This is a genomic window from Xanthomonas cissicola (assembly GCF_008801575.1).
Lineage (GTDB): Bacteria > Pseudomonadota > Gammaproteobacteria > Xanthomonadales > Xanthomonadaceae > Xanthomonas > Xanthomonas cissicola.
Window position 1 is genome coordinate 14,346 of sequence record NZ_VZPL01000010.1, and the last position, 25,043, is coordinate 39,388.

Genomic DNA, 25,043 nt, shown 5'->3' on the forward strand with positions numbered 1-25,043 from the left:
GACGGCCGGCTCGGACCAACCGCAGTCCATTCAACAGCGCCAGGATGGCGACAACGTCACTGAAGCAGTCTCAATATTCCTTAGGAAAACATACTCATGCGTCACCAGAAATCCGGCCGTAAGTTCAACCGTACCAGCGCACACCGCGAAGCCATGTTCCGCAATATGGCCGCCTCGCTGTTCAAGCACGAGCTGATCAAGACCACCTTGCCGAAGGCCAAGGAACTGCGTCGCGTCGCCGAGCCGCTGATTACCATCGGCAAGGTCGATGGCGTTGCCAATCGTCGTCTGGCATTTGCTCGCCTGCGCGACAAGGAAGCCGTGGGCAAGCTGTTCGTCGAACTGGGCCCGCGTTACGCGACCCGTCCCGGCGGCTACCTGCGCATCCTGAAGGCTGGCTTCCGTGCCGGCGACAATGCGCCGATGGCGTATGTCGAGCTGGTCGACCGTCCGGTCGTTGCCGAAGAAGTGGCCGAGTAATCGGATCGCCTCTATAAAGATTCTTGAAAAGCCCGGCACACGCCGGGCTTTTTTATTGCTGGTCGAAGGGGGGGGCGCTGAACGCTGTCGGCTCTATCGGTCCGCCGACGCGTGCTGCACAAGATGAGGCGATGCCGCTAAGCAGGCCTCAAGTGGAAGCGCCTGCGGCTTGTCGATGCGGGCCGGTGCCGGAGGGCACCGCGCGTCGCTGAGATTGGGTATTTGGTCCGGTGTCCTTGATCCTGGGGGTAATGCGTGCAGGTCTTCGTCGCGGCCATGCGGAAGATCCCACCAGTGCCTGGCCCGATGGCCCGCCCGTTCGGACATGCGTGGTCACGGCCGTGGCGATGGCTGATAATCGACAGCTTGACCCAAGGCAAGCAGTGACGATGAATCCATTTCGTTGGAGTTTCCGGGCGCAGTTTCTGCTGGGCTTTCTTGCATGCGCAGGATTGCTGGCTTACGCGATCTATGTGCAGTTGCATCTGGGTCTGGAGCCTTGCCCGCTGTGCATCTTCCAACGGATCGCCTTCGCAGCGCTGGCAGTGTTTTTCCTGCTTGGCGCGCTGCATGGGCCGCGTGCCGCCGCCGGGCGCAAGGTCTATGGGGTCTTGAGTTTCATCGCCGCAGGCGTGGGTATGGGCATCGCTGCGCGGCATGTGTGGGTGCAGATCCGGCCCAAGGACATGATGTCTTCGTGCGGGCCGCCGTTGAGCTTTCTGAGCGAGACGATGGGGCCCTTCGAGGTGTTCCGCACCGTGCTGACCGGCACCGGCGACTGCGGCAATATCGATTGGCGCTTCCTCGGGTTGAGCATGCCGATGTGGAGCATGGTGTGGTTCGTAGGGTTGGCGCTGTGGGCCCTATACGCGGGCTTCAAGGTACGGCGTAGTTCGGTTCATCACTAACAGGTCCGGCGCTTTGCAATGCCCTGCGGCAGCCTCGTAGGCGTGCTGGGGCATCGCGACGGGAACGGCCGCTGTGCGTTACCTAGACGACGCTGATGCGTAATTGACGGGTAAAAGGTACGCCTTCCGCTGCAGGTCAGGCGCCTTGATTCGTCGCAAGGTGGCCTGCGCCGCGCTTGCTCGACGCGTCTGCTTCCTGGCCTTCATACTCGAAGCCATTGCTGCCGCTTGCATGCGTCTGCGGCGTGTCGACCGTGAGCGAGAATAGCGACATCGGAGGCGTGACTGAGTACTGGCTCTTTCCGCTGGCTAGCGCTGGTGGATCGCAGTTGGATCGTGGCACCGCTCGAATCAATAAGCCGATATGTACACGTCCGCCAAACGATGCGCACCCGCCATGCAGGCGGTACGCAGCGTGGCCAGCCGTGCTGCAGCCTTTCGGCACCGAATGGGCTGGTCGTGTTCCGGTCCATTCGCTGCCTCGCACGGCAATCAGAAGTCCTGCTGCAGGCTCACATAGACGCCGCGGCGCGGCGCCCATTGCGGCGCGAACACGCCGATGCCGCCACCATCGCGCAACTGGTAGCTGCGGTTGAGGACATTGACCGCGGCCAGTTGCACATGCAGCGGATGCGTGTTGACGTCGAAGTCGTGACCGACGCTGGCATTCAACTGGAAGTACGACGGAAGCGAAGCGCCGTTGGGTACGGTGTCGGTATCGGTGCGCAAACCGCTGCCGAACAGATAGTTGACGCCGACCTTGCTGCCTTCGCTGAAGGCGTAGTTGACGCCGCCGGACGAGGTCAGCTTCTGGTCGTGATCCAGGTGGATCCAGTTGTCGTAGGTATAGGCCAGCGCATCCGGATCGAAGTTGTACAGGCTGGTCATGACCCGCTTGCCCATGGCCTTGCTGTAGGCGAGGTTGAAATATGCCGTCACGGGCCCGTTGGTGTAGTCGGCGCTGAATTCGGCGCCGCGGATGCGGCCATAGCGGTAATTGAAGGTGGAATAGACATAGGCGGCACCGAACTGGCCTTCGTCCTGGAGCCGGTCGGCCTCGCGGTAATAGGTGTCCAGGCCAAGCGTCAGATGATCGGTGACCACCTGCGAGATACCCAGGTCGTAGTAGTCGCTACGCTCGCTCAGTGGCGTGGTCGGGCCGTCACCGGCCGACTGCTGATTGGTGGTGCCGTCGTAGAGCGCGATGTCGCTGGTGGAGATCAGCTCGCTGGCCGGCGGGGTGAAGTAACGCGCGTATCCGGCATGCAGGGTGGTGCTGTCGCTGGCGCGCCAGATGACGCCCAGGCGCGGGCTGAGCTGACCTTCGGTCGTGCCGAAGGCCTTGTACTTGTCGCCGCGCAGGCCGTAATTGACGGTCCAGTCCTCGCCGATCTTCCACTCGTCCTGCAGGTAGAGCGCGTAGGTGCTGGCATGGAAGCGGCTGCCGTCGAGAATGAACAGCGGCACGTTGCTGCTCTGGCTGCCGTCGTCGTTGGCAGGGAAGACATACGAATTGTTGCTGGCGATGGCGTGTTCGAAATTGCCGTACACGCCGTAGCGCAGCGTATGCGATCCGCCCCAGGGCGTTGCGAAGTCCGCCTGCACGGTATTGGCGCGGTTGCTGCGGTCCACTTGCGAGGCGATGCCGTTGAAGATCAGGTCGCCGGCAACGTCGGGGGAGAAGGCGACGCTGCTGTAACGCTGGCCGGCGGAGAGCTGATAGTTGGTGTCGCCGAGCGTGCCTTGCAGGGCCAGGGTGCCGAAACGGGTGTTTTCGCGCTGGTTCTCGTCCAGGCGCGAGGAGTCGAAATCGGTGGTGCCCAGGTAATCGAAGGCCGGCGTCTGCCCCGGATTGTTGGGGATCTGGAAGCGGTTGTTCGCGTAGCCGACCAGCAGGCTGAGACGGGTGTCCTCGTTGACCAGGTAGGTCAGATCGGCGAAGCCCTTGCCCTGATGGGTTTTGTCATGGAGGGGGTTGAGGCTGTCGACCGGGTTTTCCAGGCCATTCTTGTTCTGGTCGTAATCGCCGCTGACGAACCAGCTCAAACGCCCGCTGCTGCCCCACAGCGAGGCGTTGGGGTTGATGGTGCCGTAGGAGCCGGCGGTGATGCCGACGCTGCCGCCATTGCCGAGCTCGGCCCCATTCTTGGTGGTGATGTCGACCACCGCAGCGGTGCGGTCGCCGAACTGTGCCGGCAATGCGCCATCGAGCAGCTTGAGGTTCTTGATGATGCGTGGCTCCAGGCTCTGGCCGAAGCCAGAGATGGATTCGGGAATGATCACGCCGTTGATGCGGTACTGCAGGTTGGCGTGGTCGCCGCGCACGTGGATGCCGCCGTAGGAATCCTGTACCACGCCCGGCGCCTGCAGCAGGACCTGATTGAGTGGCGTCGCCGCGCCGAGCGGCAGGCGATCGATATCGTCAGCGGTGATGGCAAATTGGCTGCTGCCGATATCCGGCGACAGGGCATTGCGTGCCGCCTCGAGCTTGGCGATCACATTGACCGTATCCAGGTCGGTCGTGCGCTCGGAGTCGGCATCGGCGGCAGACGCCGCACCGATGGGGGCGGCCAGCAAGGCGACGGTGATGGCGGCAGACAGAAGGCGAGGAGTCATGGCGGTTTCGCGCGGTGGGTGAGGGAAGGTGTTGTTATTTTGTAACGTTGGGCGCTTTGGCGAGCGCTAGCGTAGGTCGAAAGTCATGGCTCGACGGGCGATGTTGTTTGCTGTTCAGGTCGAAGGGGCCGGCGCGCGAACGCCACGTCGGACCGACGCGGCGGAAATTCGGAGCCACTGGCCTCCCGGCGCTTTGCGTAGCGTTCCGGCTCTGCCAACATCGCAGGCTGCCTAGGAGTCCTCTCATGAATCTTTCCGCTGCCACTTCCGTTACCGATTCCGCCGCCGCAGCGTGGGCACCGGACAGCTGGCGCGGCAAACCTGCATTGCAACTGCCGGTGTACCCGGATGAAAACGCGCTGCAGGCGGCCATGCACGAGTTGGGGCGGCTGCCGCCGCTGGTGACCTCGTGGGAAATCTTTGCGCTCAAGCGCCAGCTGGCGGAAGCGCAGGAAGGCAAGCGCTTCCTGCTGCAGGGTGGCGATTGCGCTGAGAATTTCAGCGATTGCGAATCGGGCACCATCTCCAACCGGTTGAAGGTGCTGCTGCAAATGAGCCTAGTGCTGGTGCACGGCCTGCATTTGCCGGTGGTGCGGGTGGGTCGCTTTGCCGGGCAATACGCCAAGCCGCGCTCGGCCGATACCGAAACGCGCGATGGCGTGACCTTGCCGAGCTATCGCGGCGATGTGATCAATGCGCCGGCCTTCACCGAGGCCGCGCGCGTGCCCGATCCGCGACGCATGATCACCGCGCATTCGCGCTCGGCAATGACGATGAACTTCGTGCGCGCGTTGATCGACGGTGGCTTCGCCGACCTGCATCACCCCGAATACTGGAATCTGGACTGGGTGGGCTATTCGCCGCTGGCGGCGGACTACCAAAAGATGGTTGCCTCGATCGGCGACGCCGTGCGCTTCATGGAAACGCTGTCCGGGGCGGAGGTTTACAACCTCAATCGCATCGATTTCTACACCTCGCATGAGGCCTTGTTGCTGCCGTACGAGGAAGGCCTGACCCGTCAGGTGCCGCGGCAGTGGGGCTGGTTCAATCTCAGCACGCACTACCCATGGATCGGGATGCGGACGGCCGCGCTGGATGGCGCGCACGTGGAATACCTGCGTGGCGTGCGCAACCCGATCGCGATCAAGGTGGGGCCGTCGGTGCAGCCGGACCAGCTGCTGCGCCTGATCGATGTGCTCAATCCTGAGGACGAACCCGGGCGTTTGAGCTTCATCCATCGCATGGGTGCGGCGCAGATCGCCGACAAGCTGCCGCCGTTGCTGGATGCGGTCAAGCGCGACGGGCGGCGGGTGCTGTGGGTCTGCGATGCGATGCATGGCAATACCGAAAGCACCGGAAATGGCTATAAAACCCGGCGTTTCGACAATATCCGCAACGAAGTGGAGACCTCGTTCGATCTGCACGCGGCCGCCGGCACGCGGCTGGGTGGCGTGCATCTGGAACTCACCGGCGAAGATGTCACCGAATGCACCGGCGGTGCGCGCGAGCTCACCGAGCGGGATCTGGAGCGGGCGTATCGCTCCAGCGTGGATCCGCGTCTGAACTACGAACAGTCGCTGGAAATTGCGATGGCGATCGTGCGCAAGCAACAACAGGCGGCCTCGCAGCCGCTGGGCGCATGAGCGGCGTGTGCGCATGACGTGATGCTCATGCCGCGTGCGGCATGCTCTGGCAGCCATCCCTCTTTCCCCCCACAGGAGGAACGGTTTGACTGCCGATTGGAACGTCATCCGCGAATACGCAATTCCGCTCGGTGCCTCGCTGCTGGCGGGCATCGTCACCTGGTCGTTGATGCTGTGGCTGTTTCGCCGCATGCAGGGCCGCGACTACCGCCGTGCGCGCATCATTCGCGTGATCACGCTGCCGGCGGCGTTTATCCTGCCGCTGTTGTTTCTGGGGATCGCCACCGAAGCGACCCCGTTGGCCGGCAAGGCGCTGGCAGCGGTGCAGCATCTGCTGCATCTGGGAATCGTCGGCTGCGTCACCTGGTTGCTGGTACGCGCGGTGGCCGCCGGCGAGGCGGCGATCTTGCGCAGCAACCCGATCGAGGTGTCGGACAACCTCACCGCACGGCGTATCCAGACCCAGACGCGGGTGCTGAGCCGCGTGCTGATGGGCACGGTGATCCTGCTCGGCATTTCGGTGGTGCTGCTGACCTTCCCGCAGGTGCGCCAGATCGGCAAGACATTGCTGGCGTCGGCCGGCATCATCGGGCTGGTGGCCGGTATCGCGGCCAAGCCGGTGTTCGGCAACCTGATCGCCGGCTTGCAGATCGCACTGACCCAGCCGATTCGCCTGGACGATGTGGTGATCGTGGAAGGCGAGTGGGGCCGCATCGAAGAGATCGGCAGCTCGTACGTGGTGGTGCGGATTTGGGACGAGCGCCGCATGGTGGTGCCGCTGACCTGGTGGATCGAAAACCCGTTTCAGAACTGGACGCGCAGCAGTGCCGACCTGCTCGGCACCGCGTTCCTGTGGCTGGATTACCGTACGCCGATTGCAGCGGTACGTGCGGAACTGGAGCGTATCTGCCACAGCGAACCGCTATGGGATGGCCGCGTGTGCGTGACCCAGATTACCGACACCAGCGACAACACCATCCAGGTGCGACTGCTGGTAAGCGCGCGCAATTCCGGCGATGCCTTCGATCTGCGCTGCCTGGTGCGCGAACGCATGATCGATTTCCTGACGCGCGAGCATACGTATGCATTGCCGAGGCTGCGCGCCGAAATCGCGACGCAGGAAAGGCCGCCATCACGCCCTGCCGAGCCGATTGCGCAGGAGAGCGTGCGCTCGCCGGGCGCAGAAGACGGCGAGCCTGCGGCCAGCATCTAGCGCGGCCAAGAAAACAACTGCATGGCCGCCAAGCGGGTGCGGCCGTGCTCGGAATTGGCATTGACTACTCGTACATGCGGTTCCGTGCACGCCGGCCACGCCACCTGACGACGCTCGCTACGATATGTAGCTGCTTTTGTCGGGTGGTATTGCGCCAACTGCCGGCATCACATGTATTCGGCAGGTATTTGCACAAGTCCCCACCGGGCCGGTTCGTCCTCTGGGACGCAAGGCGTCACAGCGGTCAATCATGCTGGCGCGACCCCTGCGCCGGCGCGACGGGTGTCGTGCCTGACGTTGCCGGACCTGGCGCAGCCGGCGCACTGGGCGCATAGCCAGGCGTAAAGCGCGCATGGCTGCGTTGTTCGTACGCATACGCCAGCTCGATCAGGCGCGGCTCGCTCCAGGCCGTGCCCATGAACAACAGGCCAAGTGGCAAGCCCTGGGTCTGTCCCATCGGCACGCTCAGGCTTGGATAGCCGGCCACTGCAGCGGCACCATAGCCGGCGCCGGGGAAGGTATCGCCCTTGCCGAGCGTGGTGACCCACGCCGCGCCGGTGGTGGGCACGATCAAGGCATCCAGGCGATCTGCCTTCAAGGCTGCGTCGATGCCTTCCGGCCCGGCCAACCGCTTGGCGTTGGCGCGCGCGCTCAGATACCCCGCATCATCGAGACCGGGCGCTGCCTGCGCCTGTTCGAACAGCTCCTGCCCGAAGTACGGCATCTCGCGCTGCGCATGGTTGCGATTGAACGCAATCAACTGCTGCAGGGTCGCCACGGGCGTGTGGTGGTTTTGCAGATACGCATTCAAGCCGGCCTTGAATTCGACCAATAAGACCATCTGCTCGGCTGCGTCCCACTTGCCATCGGTGACCAGGGCGGTCTCGACCACAGTAGCGCCTGCTGCACGCAGCGTCTGCACGGCGCGGTCGAGCGCCGTGGCGATCGCCGGGTCCTCGCGGAGCGGGTTGCGCAACAGGCCCAGGCGCGCGCCACGCAGGCTGTCGGGTTTCAGGTGGGCGAGATAATCGACGCTGGTCGCCGGTGCCCTGGCGGTGGCCGGGTCCTGCGGGTCGGGTGCGGCGATGGCTTGCAGCACTGCAGCCGCATCGGCGACGTTGCGGGTCATCGGGCCGGCGGTGTCCTGGCTGGTGGAAATCGGGATGATGCCGTCGCGACTGACCAGGCCAACGGTCGGCTTGAGCCCGACCAGGCCGTTGACCGATGCCGGACAGGTAATGCTGCCATCGGTTTCGGTACCGATGCCGACGGTAGCCAGGCTTGCCGCGATGGCCGCACCGGTGCCGGCACTGGAGCCGCAGGGATTACGATCCAGCGCATACGGATTGCGCGTGAGCCCTCCGCGTCCGCTCCAGCCGGAACTGGATTGGGTGGAGCGGAAATTGGCCCATTCGCTGAGGTTGGTCTTGCCCAGGATCACCGCACCGGCAGCGCGCAGGCGCTGCACCACAAACGCGTCGCGGTCGGGACGGAACTCGGCCAGCGCCAGCGAGCCGGCGCTGTTGACCATCGGCAGCGCGTCGATATTGTCCTTGAGCAGCACCGGGATCCCGTGCAGCGGCCCACGCACGTGGCCGGCTTTGCGTTCGGCGTCCAGGGCGCGGGCGTCGGCTTCGGCCTGCGGATTGAGTTCGATCACCGCGTTGAGCCTGGGGCCGTCGCGATCGATGCTGGCAATACGCTGCAGATACGCGCGCGTCAGTTGCAGGCTGCTGCTCTGGCCGCTGGCCATGCGCGCCTGCAGGCCGGCCACGTCGGCCTCGCTCAGATCGATAGGATGGGCGGTGGACGCGTCGGCAGTGCCGGTCGCAGAACGCGATGGATCATCGGCATGCGCACAGCCGCACAGCGCGGCAAGCAGCGCGAAGGACAAAAGAGTGAATCGCATGGATGGTCATCCCCGGGGAGAAGTCGCAGGCTAACGGCGCTGCGTCGGGGTGACAACGGAGGGCGTGCCCGCAAACGGGCAGGCAGGCTCAGCGACGGCGGCGTCGCACCAGGTCGCGTGCGAGCACGCCGACCACCAGCAGGTTGATCGCCAACACGCCCCAGGCGGTCCAGCCGGGATGACGCACGATGGCGTAGATATCGAAAGGCAGATAGATGGCCGCCGACAGGCAGCCCAGCACCGAGGCCCACGCCTTGGCACGCCACAGACCCCAGGCTTCCACCACATGCAGCAGGCCATAGGCCAGCATGGCGGCAGCGGCCAGATGCACTGCATCGGGGCTGATGGTCTTGAGCAACGACGGCAGTGCGCCGTGGTCGGGGTCCAGATTGAAGCGGCGGATCAGGGTGATGACCGCGTTTTGCAGCGGGAGCGGGCCCAGAATTTCCAGGCCCGTCGCCGCCAACAGCGCAAGCGTCCCCTTGACCGCCTCAAGCAAGGCGATCACATGCAGTCCCGGATGCGCGCGCGGATCCGGGCTATAGGGTTTGTCACTCACGCGTCAGCTCAACAACTCAGCCCGAACGGCCAGCACGCTTGCGGTCGCTTTCGGTGAGGAACTTCTTGCGCAGGCGGATTTCCTTCGGCGTGACTTCCACCAGCTCGTCGTCCTCGATGAAGTCCAGCGCCTGTTCCAGCGTGTACTTGATCGCCGGGGTCAGCTTGATCGCATCGTCCTTGCCCGAGGCGCGCATGTTGGTCAGCGGCTTGGTCTTGATCGCGTTGACGGTCAGGTCGTTGTCCTTGGAGTGGATACCGACCAGCTGGCCTTCGTACACGTTGTCGCCTTCGGCGGCGAACAGGCGGCCGCGCTCTTCCAGCGGTCCCAGCGCATAAGCCGGCGTCGCGCCCGGTGCATTGGCGATCATCACGCCGTTCTGGCGCTTGGCGATCGCGCCCTGTTCCTTCGGACCGTAGTGGTCGAACACGTGGAACAGCAGACCCGAGCCCTGGGTCAGGGTGCGGAATTCGTTCTGGAAGCCGATCAGGCCACGCGCCGGGATCATGTAATCCAGACGCACGCGGCCCTTGCCGTCGGGTTCCATGTTTTTCAGCTGGCCCTTGCGGGTGCCCAGCTTTTCCATCACGCCGCCCTGGTGCTGTTCTTCGATGTCCACCACCAGCTGTTCGATCGGCTCCATCAGCTTGCCGTCGATTTCCTTGATGATCACTTCCGGACGCGACACGGCCAGCTCGTAGCCTTCACGACGCATGTTTTCGATCAGCACCGACAGGTGCAGCTCGCCACGGCCGGAGACCAGGAACTTGTCGGCGTCCGAGCCTTCCTCGACCTTCAGCGCCACGTTGTGCACCTTCTCGCGGTCCAGACGGTCGCGCAGCTGGCGGCTGGTCAGGAACTTGCCGCCGGACAGGTCCTTGTTACCGGCGAACGGCGAGTTGTTGACCTGGAAGGTCATCGAGATGGTGGGCTCGTCCACGGTCAGCGCCGGCAGCGCTTCGGGATGATCGAGCGCGCACACGGTGTCGGAGATGGTCAGTTCCTGGATGCCTGAGATGGCCACGATGTCGCCGGCCTCGGCGGTGTCCTGCTCGATACGCTCCAGGCCCAGGAAGCCCAGCACCTGCAGCACCTTGCCCTGGCGCTTCTTGCCTTCGCGGTCGATCACGCTGACCGGCATGTTCTTCTTCAGGGTGCCGCGCTGGATGCGGCCGATGCCGATCACGCCCACGAAGTTGTTGTAGTCCAGCTGGCTGATGCGCATCTGGAACGGGCCGTCCGGGTCCACGTCCGGGGCCGACACGTGCTGCATGATCGCTTCGTACAGCGGGGTCATGTCGCCTTCGCGCACGTCCGAATCCAGGCTTGCGTAGCCGTTCAGTGCGGAGGTGTAGACGATCGGGAAATCCAGCTGCTCGTCGGTGGCGCCGAGCTTGTCGAACAGGTCGAACACCTGGTCGATCACCCAGTCAGGGCGTGCGCCGGGACGGTCGATCTTGTTGACCACCACGATCGGCTTGAAACCCATCGCAAAGGCCTTCTGGGTCACGAAGCGGGTCTGCGGCATCGGGCCATCCATCGCGTCGACCAGGATCAGCACCGAGTCCACCATCGACAGCACGCGCTCGACTTCGCCACCGAAGTCGGCGTGTCCGGGGGTGTCGACGATATTGATGCGGTTGCCCTGCCAAGTGATGGCGGTGTTCTTGGCCAGGATCGTGATGCCACGTTCCTTTTCCTGGTCGTTGCTGTCCATCACGCGCTCAGCCAACACGGTGCGTTCGGACAGGGTGCCGGACTGCTTCAGCAGGCAGTCGACGAGGGTGGTCTTGCCATGGTCGACGTGCGCGACGATGGCGATATTGCGGAGTTTTTCGATAGACATGCGGAAAGGGCCCCTGTCTGGCGCCAGTCTTGAGATGAGGTAAGCCCGACATTATAGCGGTTTCGTTGCGCTGCCGTTGCCGATTGCCCTGAGCCGATTCAGATCGCCCATTCAGCTGGCGTGACGGGCCGGGTACGTGGCAGGCGGGAGCGTTGGACGATGGTCGTACCCATGCGGCCGGCCACGCACCCGGGTGTATCCTAACGGGCTATTGATCACTCCAGAACCTGCAAGGATTTCTATGTCCCTGATCGCCACTCTCGACACCTCCCGCGGCCCCATCGTCGTCGAGCTGTACCCGGACAAGGCCCCGCTGACGGTTGCCAACTTCGTCAACCTGGCCAAGCGCGGCTTCTACAACGGCCTGAGCTTCCACCGCGTCATCGCCGACTTCATGATCCAGGGCGGTTGCCCGGAAGGTTCCGGTCGCGGCGGCCCGGGCTACCGTTTCGAAGACGAGACCAACAATGGCGTCGGCCACGAGCGCGGCGTGCTGTCCATGGCCAATGCCGGCCCGAACACCAACGGCAGCCAGTTCTTCATCACCCACACCGCCACCCCGTGGCTGGACGGCAAGCACACCGTGTTCGGCAAGGTCACCCAGGGCCTGGACGTGGTCGATAGCGTTGCCCAGGGCGACACCATCAATACCCTCACCATCGAAGGCGACACCGACGCCGTGCTGGCCGCCAAGGCCGACCGCGTTGCGGAGTGGAACAAGATCCTCGCCGCCTGATCGCATCCCGTCGAACGGCCGCCATGTGCGGCCGTTCGCTTGTCAATGCGCGCCGCCAGGCCTTGTGCCCCGCCAGCGTGCGACCCCACCAACGTTTTTTAGCAGAGGAAACACCCCATGAAAGCACCTGTTCGTGTTGCTGTGACCGGCGCTGCCGGCCAGATCGGCTATGCCCTGCTGTTCCGCATCGCTTCCGGCGAAATGCTGGGCAAGGACCAACCGGTCATTCTGCAGTTGCTTGAACTGCCGATTGAGAAGGCCCAGGCCGCCCTCAAGGGCGTGATGATGGAACTGGAAGACTGCGCGTTCCCGTTGCTGGCCGGCATGGTCGGTACCGACGACGCCGAAGTGGCCTTCAAGGACGTCGATGTCGCCCTGCTGGTCGGTTCGCGTCCGCGCGGCCCGGGCATGGAGCGCAAGGACCTGCTGCTGGCCAATGCGGAGATCTTCACCGCACAGGGCGCGGCCCTGAACAAGGTCGCCAAGCGCGACGTGAAGGTGCTGGTGGTCGGCAATCCGGCCAACACCAACGCCTACATCGCCATGAAGTCGGCGCCGGACCTGGACCCGAAGAATTTCACCGCCATGCTGCGCCTGGACCACAACCGTGCGCTGAGCCAGCTCTCGGCCAAGCTCGGCAAGCCGGTGGCCGGCATCGAGAAGCTGGCGGTGTGGGGTAACCACAGCCCGACCATGTACCCGGATTATCGTTTCGCCACCGCCGATGGCGCCTCCATCGGCGATGCGATCAACGACCAGGAGTGGAACGCTTCCACGTTTATCCCGACCGTGGGCAAGCGCGGCGCGGCGATCATCGAAGCGCGTGGCCTGTCCTCGGCTGCCTCCGCGGCCAATGCCGCCATCGACCACATCCGTGACTGGGTGCTGGGCACCAGCGGTAAGTGGGTGACGATGGGCGTGCCGTCGGACGGCTCCTACGGCATTCCGGAAGGCGTGATGTTCGGCTTCCCGGTCACCACCGAAAATGGCAAGTACACCATCGTCAAGGATCTGCCGATCGACGACTTCAGCCAGAAGTACATCGACAAGACCCTGGCCGAGCTGGAAGAAGAGCGCAGCGGCGTGGCGCACCTGCTGGGCTGAGTTGGTCGATCACGGCAGTCATGAAAACGCCGGGCATTGCCCGGCGTTTTTGTTATTACGCGTCGTGTGGCAAACGGCTGCGCTGTCAGGCCAGACCCTCGGCCTTGAGTGCAGCCTGCACATCGGCATCGGCCAGCATGCGTTGCACGAACGCTTGCAGCGCGTTCAAGCCATCCAGATTCACAGCGGCTTTCTGCGCCCACAGCAAGGTGACGAACAAATACGCATCGGCACCGGTGTGGCTGTCGCTGGCAAGCCAGGTACGACCTTGCAGATGCGCATCGACGCGCGCGTACAGCGTGCGCAATTTGACGCGCGCATCGTCCTGGCTGCGCGCAATCAGCGCCGGGTCTTGCAGATACGCGGTGCTGCCGAAGATCGGCTTGAAGATGGGGTGCACGTCGGCATTGACGAAGGCGATCCAACGATTGATTTCGGCACGGCTGCGCGCGGTGCCATCGCCGGATAGGCCGGTGAGCGGCGCGATGTCGGCGATGTAATTGAGGATGGCTGCATTCTGGGTCAGTGCCCAATCGTCGACCAGCAGCAATGGCACGGCGCCTGCTGGATTCAGACGCAGATACTCGGGAGATTTCATCGTCGCCGCATCGACCACACTCAGGTCGAACGGCAGCCCCGACCAACGCAACACGATGTGATCTGCCAGCGAACAAGCGCCGGGCTTGGTATACAGCTTCATGGACGATCCACGCGGAAATGAAGACCCAAGCTTAGCGGGCAGACGATGCCGTGTGGAGCGCGCAGCGGGTATTGGAGGCTTGAGCAGGGTGTCGCCCATTGGCCCGTTGGTCGCTGAAGTTGGTGTTATGCCGATACGAAGGGCACCATCATGCTAGCCAGCGCGGCAAATGGCGACAGCGGCTACAGCTTGGTCAGGGTCTTCTTTGCAACCTATCCGGGTGCGGGAGGCGGGTCGGTGCCTGATACCGCTTTCTGCCACGCCGGTCGATCGCCACGCGTGCGGTGTGTCCGTTGTACTGCGACGTATGGGTGTCTCGAGATGGGCGCATCAAGACGCGTCAGACGCATCGGCACTGCATCTCGATAATCAACGACCTCAGCGACGTATGACGCTCAGAGATACCGCGACAGTCCGCGCTCAGGACGCGTTGCGCGGGCGCAGCGATTGCACGCGATAGAACGTGTGGTCGCCGATGGTGGCCACCTGATAGGCATTACGCCAGCTAGGGCTCGCGATTGCGCTGGCGGCAAAGTGGCTGGCGCCCGGCACGATCTCCTTGCGTTGGCCAACCGGCAATGCCCAGTTGCGCTGCGCCGCCAGTGCCACGCCCAAAGCCTTGTTCCAGGCATCGTCGTTCTTCAGCTGCGTGCCTGGCGCCACGATCGTCGGCGCGAATTGCTTGCGTGCAGTGACCACCTGGCACATCGAGTCGCCCCACAAACCGCTATCCAGGCGACGCAATGCAACTTCTGCAACGGCCTGCTGGCCACGCAAGGTCTGGTCGCGCGCTTCCAGATAGACGGTCGTACTCAAACACAGCGAATCTGCAGCTGGCTGCGGCAACACATGCGACAGCCAGAGTATCCAAACAAGTTTCATAGAACTCCTTGCTCCGTATGGGCCGGTCCGCAGAGCATCCAATGTGGATGCACCAGTGCAGAGGGCTTGGCGTCATGGGGAGGCGACCTGCCACCGGTCGCCAAATGCTTCGGCGAAAGACCATCTGCCGAAGGCGCCCACCAAATGCGATGGGTCAAAAAGTTGGCGCAAGGTAGGCGTCGATCACACAATCGCGGCTGAATGAGAGGGGTTGACGATTCCGACTGCCCGCGATGCATCGCGCTGTGAAACAGCCTAGCGTGCATCGCAACATCGAATCTGCGTCGCATTGTTAAAGCGACTGTTGTGTTTGCATGAATTGTTTGCCACATCGCGCGCTGCGGCATTGCGTATCGGTTCGGATGATCGCCTGGTGGCAAAAAACCGCCTTCCTGATAAGCGCAAATTTCATACACGCACTCGTCACGCGTGGTTATGCTGTCGAGTGCAGTTGTGCACTTCGGTTTCGTACATCGATCAAGGGTGCGCGAGAAAGACGGGCGTCGCGGAGACGCCCTGGATGGCGACAGTGCTAGCGTCTGAGATGCAGCGGTGTGTGTGCTGCATCACTGGCGCGTTATGCGTCATCTCCTCTGCGTATGGATACGCAGTCTTGACGCATCTCGCTGATCACGCCATCAGAAGCAGTACAGATGCTAGCTGTTGCAGCGAAAGCTATCTGCCATCACGACGTGATGGCCGTTGTCGCGTGATGTTCGGAGGGCACGTAGCGATGTTTCGAAAGCTCGTCGAGCATTCGATGCGCCAGTGGTGTGTCTTATTGCGTTGCGATCTGTTTGCGAGGTCGCATGTTCAAGAGCGCAAGAGCGCGAAGATGCTCAAGTGCAGAAGTGTCAGATACGAAAGTTTTAAGACCAATGGGTGCCAAAACGAAGTAGGCGCTGATACGCCAGGTACTGCAATCAGTGCAGCATGCACTGTCGTCAGAAACGTGCATGCACGTTGCGAAAATCTCTGTCGAAGCGATAAGACACGCGGTGTCATCGCATCCCACAAGCGCACGCTGATGCTGTAGCGGCGATTGCGAATCGACAATGCAGGCAGCAAGCGGTACCTGAGCGCGTTTTAGATGCGCGAAGTGCCCGCGCGTCTACCACACAGGCCCGTGTCGAGATGCGCTGCCGCGTAGGCGCGCAATGCGACAGGCGGTAATGCGTGCGGTAACGATGCATGCCGCACTTATCGCCGATCCGCACGGCAAGAAAAAGAATCGGCGTGGCAGGCCACTACATCCGCATGCATGTCGACGTCGGTAACGCTGCATGCACGGCAGTCGTGCGGCAAGCCCCGAACGCAACGACGGCGTCGTCGTGACGCCGTCCTCGAAAATCCGTTACAGGGTCGCGGCCAGCCGACTTGCCTGGTTGATCGCGCGCTTGGCATCCAGTTCGGCCGCCACGTCCGCGCCGCCGATCAGATGCGGCTGCTGGCCATTGGCCTGCAGCGCGGCCAGCAACTCGCGACGCGGCTCCTGCCCGGCGCACACCACCACCGTACCGACATCCAGCAGCTGTTCGCTGCCTTCCACGCGAATGCGCAGGCCGGCGTCGTCCACGCCCAGATATTCCACGCCGCCGAGCATTTTGACGCCCTTGGCCTTGAGCGTCGCGCGGTGGATCCAGCCAGTGGTTTTGCCCAGGCGTCCACCGGGCTTGCCGGGGCTGCGCTGCAACAGCCAGACCTGACGGGCGGCACGCTCGGGTTGCGGTTTGTTCAACGCACCGCGCGCTTCGAAGCTCGGATCTACGCCCCATTCGGCCATCCAGCGCTGCGGATCCAGCGATGGCGATTGGCCCGTGTGCACCAGAAACTCGCCGACATCAAAGCCAATTCCGCCGGCACCGATGATGGCCACCTTGTCGGCGGCGACGTGGCGGCCCAGCACCACGTCGAGGTAGCTCACCACCATCGGATGATCGGCACCGGGGAAATCCACCTTGCGCGGCTCGATGCCGGTGGCCAGCACGACTTCGTCGAAGTCTTTCAGATCGGCAGCCTGCACCGGGGTGTTCAAACGCAGCTGCACGCCGGTCGCTTCGATGCGATGGCCGAAGTAACGCAAGGTCTCGTTGAACTCTTCCTTGCCCGGAATGCGCTTGGCGACATTGAATTGCCCGCCGACCGCATCGCTTGCATCGAACAAGGTCACCCGATGCCCGCGTTCTGCCGCCACCGTCGCGCAGGCCAGACCGGCCGGGCCGGCACCGACCACGGCAATGCGCTTGGGCGTGGCAGTCGGGGTGTAGTTGAGTTCGGTCTCGTGTGCGGCACGCGGGTTGACCAGGCAGCTGGCCAGCTTGTTGTCGAACACGTGATCCAGGCAGGCCTGGTTACAGGCAATGCACGTATTGATGGTGTGCGACTGCCCGGCGCGCGCCTTGTTGGTCCACTGCGGGTCGGCCAGCAGCGGCCGCGCCAGCGACACCATGTCTGCGGCACCGTCGGCCAGGATGCGCTCGGCCACCTCCGGCATGTTGATGCGGTTGGTTGCCACCACCGGAATGCGCAGATGCGGCTTGAGTTTGGCAGTGACCCCGGCAAACGCGGCGCGCGGCACCGAGGTGGCGATGGTGGGAATGCGCGCTTCGTGCCAGCCGATACCGGAATTGATGATGGTCGCGCCGGCCGCTTCGATCGCCTGCGCCTGGGCCAGGATTTCCTGCCACTGGTTGCCGTCTTCGACCAGATCCACCAGCGACAGCCGGTAGATGATGATGAAGTCCGGCCCGCAGGCCTCGCGGATGCGCCGCACGATCTCTACCGCAAAGCGCATGCGCTTGCTCGCATCGCCGCCCCAGGCGTCGCTGCGCCGATTGGTGCGCGCGGCGGTGAATTCGTTGATCAGATAGCCTTCCGAGCCCATGACCTCGACGCCGTCGTAGCCCGCCTCGCGCGCTAGCCGCGCGGCGCGCGCATAGGCTGCGATCTGCCGGTCCACTGCGCCGGCCGACAACGCGCGCGGAGTGAACGGGTTGATCGGTGCCTTGAGCCTGGATGGCGCAACCGACAGCGGGTGGTACGCGTAGCGCCCGGCGTGCAGCAGCTGCAGGCAGATCTTGGCGCCGTGTTCGTGGACTGCGCGGGTGACCTGGCGATGCGGGCGTACTTCCCACGGCCACGACAACTTGCCGCCGAATGGCGTGAGCCAGCCCACCACATTCGGCGAAAACCCACCGGTCACGATCAGGCCCACGCCACCGGCGGCGCGCTCTGCGAAATACGCCGCCAGCTTGGGGAAGTCGCGCGCACGGTCTTCCAGGCCCGTGTGCATCGAGCCCATCAGGACGCGATTACGCAGTTGCGTGAAGCCCAGATCGAGCGGGGTGAACAGGTGCGGGAACGACAAGGCGGAAGGGCCGGTGGCGGGCGACATGATGTGGATACGCTGGCGTACGGATTGCGCACGATGCCGGCAAACCGGCCTGGCGGCAAGTCCTGACGCATGCAGCGGCCCTACCGATGCCCCGGAGACGTCTGGTGGGCAACACGCCTTCGCTGCCGCCCGCACGGGCGCGCGCATCCATGCATCGCCGCAGCGACGTGAGCCAGACCGCCGCCTTACCAGCCGGCCAGCACCAGCTTGCCGATCGTGCTGCCGCTTTCCAGCCGACGATGCGCCTCGCGCAGCTGCTGCGCATTGATCGGCGACAGCGTCTCGGTATGCGTGGTGCGCAGCTCGCCGGCATCGATCAGGCTGGCCGCCCGGTTGAGGATGCGGTGCTGCTCGACCATGTCCTCGGTCGCGTAGCGCGCGCGCGTGAACATCAGCTCCCAATGGATGCCGATGCACTTGGATTTGTATGGGTCGCCGATCGACAACGGCCCGCGCGGCTCCACGATCAGGCCCACATGGCCCTGCGGCGCCAGCACTTCGCCCAGTGGCTGCCAGTAGCGGTCGGTGTCGGCCAGATTGAGCGCCGCGTCCACCGTTTCCAATCCCAGCGCCTGCAGTTGCGGCTGCAGCGGTTGGTGATGATCGATCACGTGGTGCGCGCCCATTTGGCGAACCCATTCGATGCTCTCCGGGCGCGAGGCGGTGGCAATCACCGTGAATCCGGCATGCCGCGCCAGCTGGATCGCGATGGAGCCCACGCCGCCAGCCCCGCCGATGATGAGCAGATGCCTGCCGCGATTGCGTGCACCGTCGAATGAAAAGGGCATGCGCTGGAACAGCAGCTCCCATGCCGTCAGGGTGGTCAGCGGTAGCGCGGCCGCCTGCGCGAAGCTGAGCGAGGTCGGTTTGCATCCGGCAATCCGCGCGTCCACCAACTGATACTGCGCATTGCTGCCCGGCCGCCCGATATCGCCGGCATAGTAGACCTCGTCGCCGACCGCGAAGGCGGTGACCTCCGGGCCGACCGCCTCGATCACTCCGGCTGCGTCGTAACCCAGGACCTTCGGCGCCTGCAGGGGCTGCGGCTTGGGCGCGCGCACCTTTGTATCGACCGGGTTCACCGAGATCGCCTCCACCCGCACCAATAAGTCATACCCCGACGGCGCCGCAGGTGCCGGAAGTTCCACGTCAAGTAGCGATTCGGGATCGTCGATCGGAAGATGGCGGGTGAGGGCGACAGCTTTCATTGGAGCGCTCCTGAGCGGGAGGTTCAGGGTGCGTTGTGGGACAAGTCGTCCGCAACCATCCACCCCACAATTCAGCTCGGACGGGGCTTGGCGTTCACCAATGTAGTTTTCCAGGCAACCTGGAACGCTGAAAACCAGTCGGCACGGAACCGTATTCAAGTGACTTAATTGGGCTGCCGTTCATGCAGGCGCGTTGTGCGAAATGGGTGCCCGGTCCTTTCCTTCATGAAGCTGTATACGTAGGATTGCTTGGCGTTGCGGGACCAGGTGATTGCTTTCACATGTTATATGACCGTTAACGCGATCTTCACCGAGGCCGGCTTAATCTGCGCCCCGATGGCTCTGGATGTGACGAGCATCTTTACCAAGCACAACGCCTCTATCGGTTTTATCTCCCAAAGAAGGAGCTGTATAAATGAACAAGAAAATTCTCACTGCCGCGTTGCTCGGCGGTCTGGCAGTTGCCCAGGCTGCTTCCGCGCAGGAGTTCGACGACCGTTGGTACCTGACCGGTAGCGCTGGCTTCAACTTCCAGGACAGCGATCGCCTGACCAATGATGCCCCGTTCGTCACCCTGGGTCTGGGCAAGTTCGTCAGCCCGAACTGGTCGATCGACGGTGAGCTGAACTATCAGAACCCGAACTTCGATGCCAACCAGGATCTGAACTGGAGCCAGTACGGCATCTCGTTCGACCTGCGTCGCCACTTCATCCAGGAAGGCCGCGGCTGGAACCCCTACCTGCTGTTCGGTCTGGGCTACCAGCGTTCGGAAGAAGAATTCGACGCGACCCCGAACCCGGTTTCGCCGGGCCAGCAGAAGGACGGCAACTTTGCCGCCAAGGCCGGTGTCGGTCTGCAGACCACCTTCGACAAGCGCGTCGCCGTGCGTGCCGAGTTGGCCTACCGCGCTGACTTCAACGACCAGAGCGTTGCTGCTCCGCAGGAAGACTGGTTCGGCGACGTGCTGGCTTCGGTCGGCGTCGTGATCCCGTTGGGACCGGCTCCGTCGACCGCTCCGCCGCCGGCTCCGGCTCCGGTTGCTCCGAGCTGCGCCGATCTGGATGACGACGGTGACGGCGTCAACAACTGCGACGACAAGTGCCCGAACTCGCAGCCTGGCCAGACCATCGGTCCGGACGGTTGCCCGGTTCCTGTCTCGATCGACCTGAAGGGCGTGAACTTCGACTTCAACAAGTCGACCCTGCGTCCGGATGCCGTTTCGATCCTGAGCGAAGCGACCGAGATCCTGAAGCGCTACCCCGACCTGAAGGTCGAGGTTGCCGGTCACACCGACTCGAAGGGTACCGACGCGTACAACCAGAAGCTGTCCGAGCGTCGTGCGACCACCGTGTACGACTACCTGACCAAGAACGGCGTCGATGCATCGCGCCTGGTCGGCCCGATCGGCTACGGCGAGAGCCGTCCGATTGCTCCGAACACCAACCCGGATGGTTCCGACAATCCTGAAGGTCGTGCGAAGAACCGTCGTACCGAGCTGAACGTCCAGAACTAATCGGACCGCTAGCTTTATTGCAGACAAAACCCGGCCTTGTGCCGGGTTTTGTCTATGCAGATTCGGGAAAAGCGCGCTCAAGCGCTGCCGATCCTGTCTGTGTTGCCATCCAGGCACGGTTCCTGTTGAAACAGCGTTCATCGCTGCCTACACTCGCCGCGTCAACACCACACTCATACTTGGAAGAACCCGATGCTGCGTACCGCTACGGCAGGACTGCTCTGTCTCGCTCTGATCCCCGCTGCCTACGCCGCTCCAAACTGCGCCGGCAGCATGGTGTCCCAGCCACTGCCGTTGCCCGCCACCGTCGTTGCACCCGCGGCTGCCGAGTTCTATACCCGTAGCGTGCAGCTGGGCATGCCCACCGGCGTGCTGGCACAGCCCTATAGCAGCGACCAGTCGGTGGATCGTGTGCTGCTGCGCCTGCGCGTGGAAGGTTGCCAGGATCTGGCCAAGGTCATTCCGCCCGGCGGCACCGTCAACCCGAACGACCCGGCGGCCTACAAGGCCACTACCGCGTTCGACAACACCCCGTGGCGCTTTGACATGAGCCAGAACGGCAAGCGCATGACGGCAGAAGAATTCGATGCCTGGATGAAGGCCCGCGGTGTGCGCGTGGTCAAGGCTCGCCCGGCCGCTGGTGCGGCACCTGCAGCGGCAGCGCCCGCAACACCTGCGGCCGACGCCAAGTCGGTCGAAAACAAGTAAGCCCTGCGGTCGGGACGGCATGCCCCGGCGACCTGCGCCGGCAACGTCCCGGCAGCGTCAGCGTGGTCCGGGGGCGGGCGGCGCGGTGCGCCCACCCGCTGCCGCATCCGCCAATGCCGCGCCACGCCATGGGCTGGCGCGCGTGCTGTCCAAGCTTGGCGTGTGTTCGCGCACCGAAGCGGCGCGCTGGATTGCCGCTGGCCGCGTCAGCGTGTCGGCACGTGTGGTGCGCGACCCCGAGTTTCCGATCCGCGGCGATCAGCAATCGTCCATCGCTGTCGATGGGCAACCGCTTGCGGGACTGGCACGCTGCTACCTGATGCTCAACAAACCGCGCGGCGCGGTCACCACCGTGCGCGACGAGCAGGGCAGGGACACGGTCTACCGTTGCTTCGATGACGCCGGCCTACCGTGGATCGCGCCGGTGGGGCGCCTGGACAAGGCCAGCGAAGGCCTGTTGCTTTTCAGCAACGACCCACAGTGGGCGGCGACGGTGACCGACCCGGCGACCGGGCCGGACAAGACCTACCACGTGCAGATCGATTGCCGTCCCAGTGCCGCGCAACTGGTGCAGCTGCATGCCGGTGTGGTCGATCCCGATCCGCAGGGCCAGGGCCTACTGTTGCGCGCCAAGCAGGTCAGCGTACTGCGCGAAGGCGAGCGCAATGCCTGGCTGGAGATCGTGCTGGACGAAGGGCGCAATCGGCAGATCCGCCGGCTGTTGGCCGCAGTCGACATCGGCGTACTGCGGCTGGTGCGCGTGGCGATCGGCCCGCTGGCGATGGGGGAGCTGGGCAAAGGCGCGTGGCGGATGCTGAGCGCCGAGGAAGTCAGTGCGTTGGTGCCGGCGGCGCACGCCAGCGCGCCAGACGCGCGCTGAGCAGGGCGCTGACCACGTCGTAAGCGCGGGCGTCGCCGGCGCCGTTGGCATCGTGGCGGCGACCCTTGGCGTGATTGCAGCCGGCACAGGCCAGCGCCAGATTGCGCGCATTGTTGGCATCGTCGCCCACCAATACGCACAGCGACGCGGCCGCGCGCCGACCGAACCAGGCCTGCGGCACCACGTGTTCGAGCGTGGTGTGGCCGAGCGGTTCGCCGTCGGCGCGCATCTGCAGATGCCGACGGCAGTGCAGGCAGCGCGTCTCCCAATGGCCGTCGAGCAGCTGCGCCTGCGCATCGGTCTGCGCCGCCAGCAGCAGCCGTTGGCGCAGCACCGTGCGCATGCTCAGGCCTCGATGACCTTGAGTTCGCGCCCGATCTTGATGAACGCTTCGATCGCTTGATCCAGGTGCTCGCGCGTATGCGCTGCGCTGATCTGGGTGCGAATGCGCGCCTGGCCTTTCGGAACCACCGGGAAGAAAAAGCCGATGGCGTAGATGCCTTCCTCTAGCAAGCGCTCGGCGAATTTTTGCGCCAGCGGTGCGTCGTACAGCATCACCGGGCTGATCGGATGCACGCCCGGTTTGATGTCGAAACCGGCGGCGGTCATGCGTGCGCGGAAATACGTGGTGTTTTCGACCAGCTGCGTGCGCAGCTCGCCGGCGGCATCCAGCATTTCGAAGGCTTTGATGCCTGCAGCCACCACGTGCGGCGGCAATGAATTGGAGAACAAGTAGGGACGCGAACGCTGGCGCAGCAGCTCGATCACTTCGCGCTTTGCGGTGGTGAAGCCGCCCAATGCGCCGCCCATGGCCTTGCCCAGCGTGCCGGTGAAGATGTCGATCTGGTCGAGTACGCCCTTGACCTCGGCCGAGCCGCGGCCGGTGGCGCCGAGGAAGCCGGTGGCATGGCATTCGTCGATATGTACCAGCGCGTTGTATTTGCGGGCCAGGGCAGTGATTTCGTCGAGCGGGGCGATGAAGCCGTCCATCGAGAACACGCCGTCGCTGGTGATCAGCTTGGTCTTGCAGCCGGCGGCGTCGGCGGCCTGCAGCTGCGCTTCCAGGTCGGCCATGTCGCAGTTGGCGTAGCGGAAGCGCTTGGCCTTGCACAGGCGCACGCCGTCGATGATGGAGGCATGGTTGAGCGCATCGGAAATGATGGCGTCGTGCTCGCCGAGCAGCGGTTCGAACAGGCCGCCATTGGCATCGAAGCAGGCTGCGTAGAGGATGGTGTCTTCGGTGCCGAAGAACGTGGCGATGGTGCGTTCCAGTTGCTTATGCAGATCCTGGGTGCCGCAGATGAAGCGTACCGAGGCCATGCCGAAGCCGTGGCTGTCCAGCGCGTCCTTGGCGGCCTGGATGATGTCCGGGTGATCGGCCAGGCCCAGATAGTTGTTGGCGCAGAAATTCAGCACGCGGCGACCATCGGCCAGCGTGATCTCCGCTGACTGCGGGCCGGTGATGATGCGCTCGGACTTGAACAGGCCCTGGGCCTGGATGGCGTCCAGTTCGGCGGCGTAATGGGCGGTCAGCGCGGCGGGAGCGGTGGTCATGGCGGTCGCAATGGCAGAAAGAAGCGCGATTTTAACGATCACGGTGGCATACCACTACGTCATGCAAAATCGGCATAAGCGGCGGCGCTGATGTCATTTCACCGCCTGCGTGCCGCTGCGCAGCATGGCATGCTTGCTGTTCAGCTGTGCTCAACCGGCCAGGAGATCGTTGTGACATATTCCCGTTTCCGTTTTACCTCCTTTCTTTTCGCCTTGCTGGTCCTGGCCGGCCCAGCTGGCGCACGCGAGATCGGGCTGCTCAACGTGAGCTACGACCCGACCCGCGAGTTCTATCGCGACTACAACGCCGCCTTTGCAGCGCAGTGGAAACAGCAGCACCCGCAGGACACGGTGACCGTGGAAACCTCGCACGGCGGCTCGGGCAAGCAGGCGCGCGCGGTGATCGATGGCATCGAGGCCGACGTGGTGACCTTGGCGCTGGCGTACGACGTGGATGCCATCGCGCAGAAGGCCAAGCTGATCGAGACCGACTGGGAAAAGCGCCTGCCCGACAACAGTGCGCCGTATACCTCGACCATCGTGTTTCTGGTACGCAAGGGCAACCCGAAGAACATCCACGACTGGCCGGACCTGCTGCGGTCTGGCGTGGCGGTGGTGACGCCGAACCCGAAGACCTCCGGAGGCGCGCGCTGGAACTATCTGGCCGCCTGGGCGTACGCCGACCACATCTTCAAGGGCGACCGCGAGCGCATCCTGCGCTATATGCAGGCGTTGTTCCGCAACGTGCCGGTGCTGGATACCGGCGCACGCGGCGCCACCACGACGTTCGTGCAGCGCGGTATCGGCGATGTGCTGCTGGCCTGGGAAAACGAGGCGCTGCTGGCGCGCGAGGAACTGGGCAAGGACAAGTTCGAGATCGTGGTGCCGAAGTTGTCGATCCTGGCCGAGCCGTCGGTGGCGCTGGTGGACAAGAACGTCGACAAGCATGGCACCCGCGAGGTGGCCGAAGCCTACCTGCGCTATCTGTATGCGCCTGAAGGTCAGAAGCTGGCAGCCAAGCATTTCTATCGTCCGCGGCATCCGGAATTTGCCGACCCGGCCGACATCGCGCGGTTTCCGGAGATCAAGCTGGTGACCATCCAGCAGGCGTTCGGCTCCTGGGAGAAGGCGCAGCAAGAGCATTTCGCCGACGGTGGCGTGTTCGACCAGATCCAGGCCAACAAGTAAGC

General features: G+C 63.9%; 20 protein-coding genes and 1 pseudogene. 10 read left to right on the forward strand and 11 right to left on the reverse strand.

Features of this window, described 5'->3' with window-relative positions; translation table 11 throughout:
* Positions 1-96: 96 nt before the first annotated feature.
* Complete coding sequence (gene rplQ, locus F7R02_RS06340; protein ID WP_003486665.1) at positions 97-480, forward strand: 50S ribosomal protein L17; 384 nt, start codon at positions 97-99, stop codon at positions 478-480.
* 389 nt (positions 481-869) lie between these two features.
* A complete protein-coding gene (locus F7R02_RS06345; RefSeq protein ID WP_003486663.1) occupies positions 870-1,388 on the forward strand; it encodes a disulfide bond formation protein B in 519 nt (172 codons plus the stop codon).
* A 136-nt stretch (positions 1,389-1,524) separates the two neighbouring features.
* Here the strand turns inward: F7R02_RS06345 and F7R02_RS06350 are convergent.
* Positions 1,525-1,787, reverse strand: a pseudogene (locus tag F7R02_RS06350) (hypothetical protein).
* A gap of 93 nt (positions 1,788-1,880) precedes the next feature.
* The gene (locus tag F7R02_RS06355; protein WP_078591265.1) at positions 1,881-4,004 is read right to left on the reverse strand and encodes a TonB-dependent receptor; all 2,124 of its coding nucleotides are present in this window, start codon (positions 4,002-4,004) and stop codon (positions 1,881-1,883) included.
* A 245-nt stretch (positions 4,005-4,249) separates the two neighbouring features.
* Here F7R02_RS06355 and F7R02_RS06365 point away from each other — a divergent pair, with 245 nt between their 5' ends.
* Positions 4,250-5,647, forward strand: a complete 1,398-nt coding sequence (locus tag F7R02_RS06365; protein WP_003486657.1) for a class II 3-deoxy-7-phosphoheptulonate synthase — start codon at positions 4,250-4,252, stop codon at positions 5,645-5,647.
* Positions 5,648-5,732: 85 nt separating this feature from the next.
* Positions 5,733-6,860 carry a mechanosensitive ion channel family protein gene (locus F7R02_RS06370; protein WP_003486654.1) on the forward strand — a complete coding sequence of 376 codons (1,128 nt, stop codon included), beginning with the start codon at positions 5,733-5,735 and terminating at the stop codon, positions 6,858-6,860.
* Positions 6,861-7,104: 244 nt separating this feature from the next.
* Here the strand turns inward: F7R02_RS06370 and F7R02_RS06375 are convergent, their stop codons facing one another.
* The 3 genes from F7R02_RS06375 to typA form a co-directional block, all read right to left on the reverse strand.
* On the reverse strand, positions 7,105-8,754 hold the full coding sequence (locus F7R02_RS06375; protein ID WP_172397294.1) for an amidase: 1,650 nt from the start codon (positions 8,752-8,754) through the stop codon (positions 7,105-7,107).
* A gap of 103 nt (positions 8,755-8,857) precedes the next feature.
* Positions 8,858-9,277 carry a DUF2127 domain-containing protein gene (locus tag F7R02_RS06380; RefSeq protein WP_008571656.1) on the reverse strand — a complete coding sequence of 140 codons (420 nt, stop codon included), beginning with the start codon at positions 9,275-9,277 and terminating at the stop codon, positions 8,858-8,860.
* 67 nt (positions 9,278-9,344) lie between these two features.
* Positions 9,345-11,174: a translational GTPase TypA gene (gene typA / locus F7R02_RS06385; RefSeq protein WP_003486646.1), complete on the reverse strand. Its 1,830-nt coding sequence runs from the start codon at positions 11,172-11,174 to the stop codon at positions 9,345-9,347.
* Between the two features lie 241 nt (positions 11,175-11,415).
* Between typA and F7R02_RS06390 the strand changes: the two genes are divergently transcribed.
* Both F7R02_RS06390 and F7R02_RS06395 read left to right on the forward strand, forming a co-directional pair.
* Entirely contained in the window at positions 11,416-11,910 is a 495-nt protein-coding gene (locus F7R02_RS06390; RefSeq protein ID WP_078591267.1) for a peptidylprolyl isomerase, read from the forward strand.
* Between the two features lie 117 nt (positions 11,911-12,027).
* The gene (locus F7R02_RS06395; RefSeq protein ID WP_003486642.1) at positions 12,028-13,014 is read left to right on the forward strand and encodes a malate dehydrogenase; all 987 of its coding nucleotides are present in this window, start codon (positions 12,028-12,030) and stop codon (positions 13,012-13,014) included.
* An 85-nt stretch (positions 13,015-13,099) separates the two neighbouring features.
* On the opposite strand, the gene F7R02_RS06400 is transcribed toward F7R02_RS06395, so the two are convergent.
* The 4 genes from F7R02_RS06400 to F7R02_RS06425 form a co-directional block, all read right to left on the reverse strand.
* Positions 13,100-13,714 (reverse strand): glutathione binding-like protein, encoded by a 615-nt coding sequence (locus tag F7R02_RS06400; RefSeq protein WP_033485187.1) that lies wholly within the window; start codon positions 13,712-13,714, stop codon positions 13,100-13,102.
* 420 nt (positions 13,715-14,134) lie between these two features.
* Positions 14,135-14,596: a cell wall hydrolase gene (locus F7R02_RS06405; protein ID WP_005915848.1), complete on the reverse strand. Its 462-nt coding sequence runs from the start codon at positions 14,594-14,596 to the stop codon at positions 14,135-14,137.
* A gap of 1,354 nt (positions 14,597-15,950) precedes the next feature.
* On the reverse strand, positions 15,951-17,990 hold the full coding sequence (locus F7R02_RS06420) for an NADPH-dependent 2,4-dienoyl-CoA reductase (protein WP_033485185.1): 2,040 nt from the start codon (positions 17,988-17,990) through the stop codon (positions 15,951-15,953).
* A 185-nt stretch (positions 17,991-18,175) separates the two neighbouring features.
* Complete coding sequence (locus tag F7R02_RS06425; RefSeq protein ID WP_033485184.1) at positions 18,176-19,198, reverse strand: zinc-binding alcohol dehydrogenase family protein; 1,023 nt, start codon at positions 19,196-19,198, stop codon at positions 18,176-18,178.
* Positions 19,199-19,613: 415 nt separating this feature from the next.
* On the opposite strand from F7R02_RS06425, the gene F7R02_RS06435 reads away from it, so the two are divergent.
* From F7R02_RS06435 to F7R02_RS06445, 3 genes are all read left to right on the forward strand, one after another.
* Positions 19,614-20,711, forward strand: coding sequence for an OmpA family protein (locus F7R02_RS06435; protein ID WP_005915855.1), 1,098 nt, complete (start codon positions 19,614-19,616; stop codon positions 20,709-20,711).
* A 192-nt stretch (positions 20,712-20,903) separates the two neighbouring features.
* Entirely contained in the window at positions 20,904-21,419 is a 516-nt protein-coding gene (locus F7R02_RS06440; RefSeq protein WP_011050648.1) for a hypothetical protein, read from the forward strand.
* 19 nt (positions 21,420-21,438) lie between these two features.
* On the forward strand, positions 21,439-22,299 hold the full coding sequence (locus F7R02_RS06445) for a pseudouridine synthase (RefSeq protein WP_078591268.1): 861 nt from the start codon (positions 21,439-21,441) through the stop codon (positions 22,297-22,299).
* Here F7R02_RS06445 and F7R02_RS06450 read toward each other — a convergent pair.
* On the reverse strand, positions 22,250-22,642 hold the full coding sequence (locus F7R02_RS06450) for an HNH endonuclease (protein ID WP_078591269.1): 393 nt from the start codon (positions 22,640-22,642) through the stop codon (positions 22,250-22,252). The genes F7R02_RS06445 and F7R02_RS06450 overlap by 50 nt on opposite strands.
* Positions 22,643-22,644: 2 nt before the next feature.
* Complete coding sequence (kbl, locus tag F7R02_RS06455; protein ID WP_078591270.1) at positions 22,645-23,853, reverse strand: glycine C-acetyltransferase; 1,209 nt, start codon at positions 23,851-23,853, stop codon at positions 22,645-22,647.
* A 90-nt stretch (positions 23,854-23,943) separates the two neighbouring features.
* On the opposite strand from kbl, the gene F7R02_RS06460 reads away from it, so the two are divergent.
* Positions 23,944-25,041: a sulfate ABC transporter substrate-binding protein gene (locus F7R02_RS06460; RefSeq protein WP_005922271.1), complete on the forward strand. Its 1,098-nt coding sequence runs from the start codon at positions 23,944-23,946 to the stop codon at positions 25,039-25,041.
* Positions 25,042-25,043: the final 2 nt, after the last annotated feature.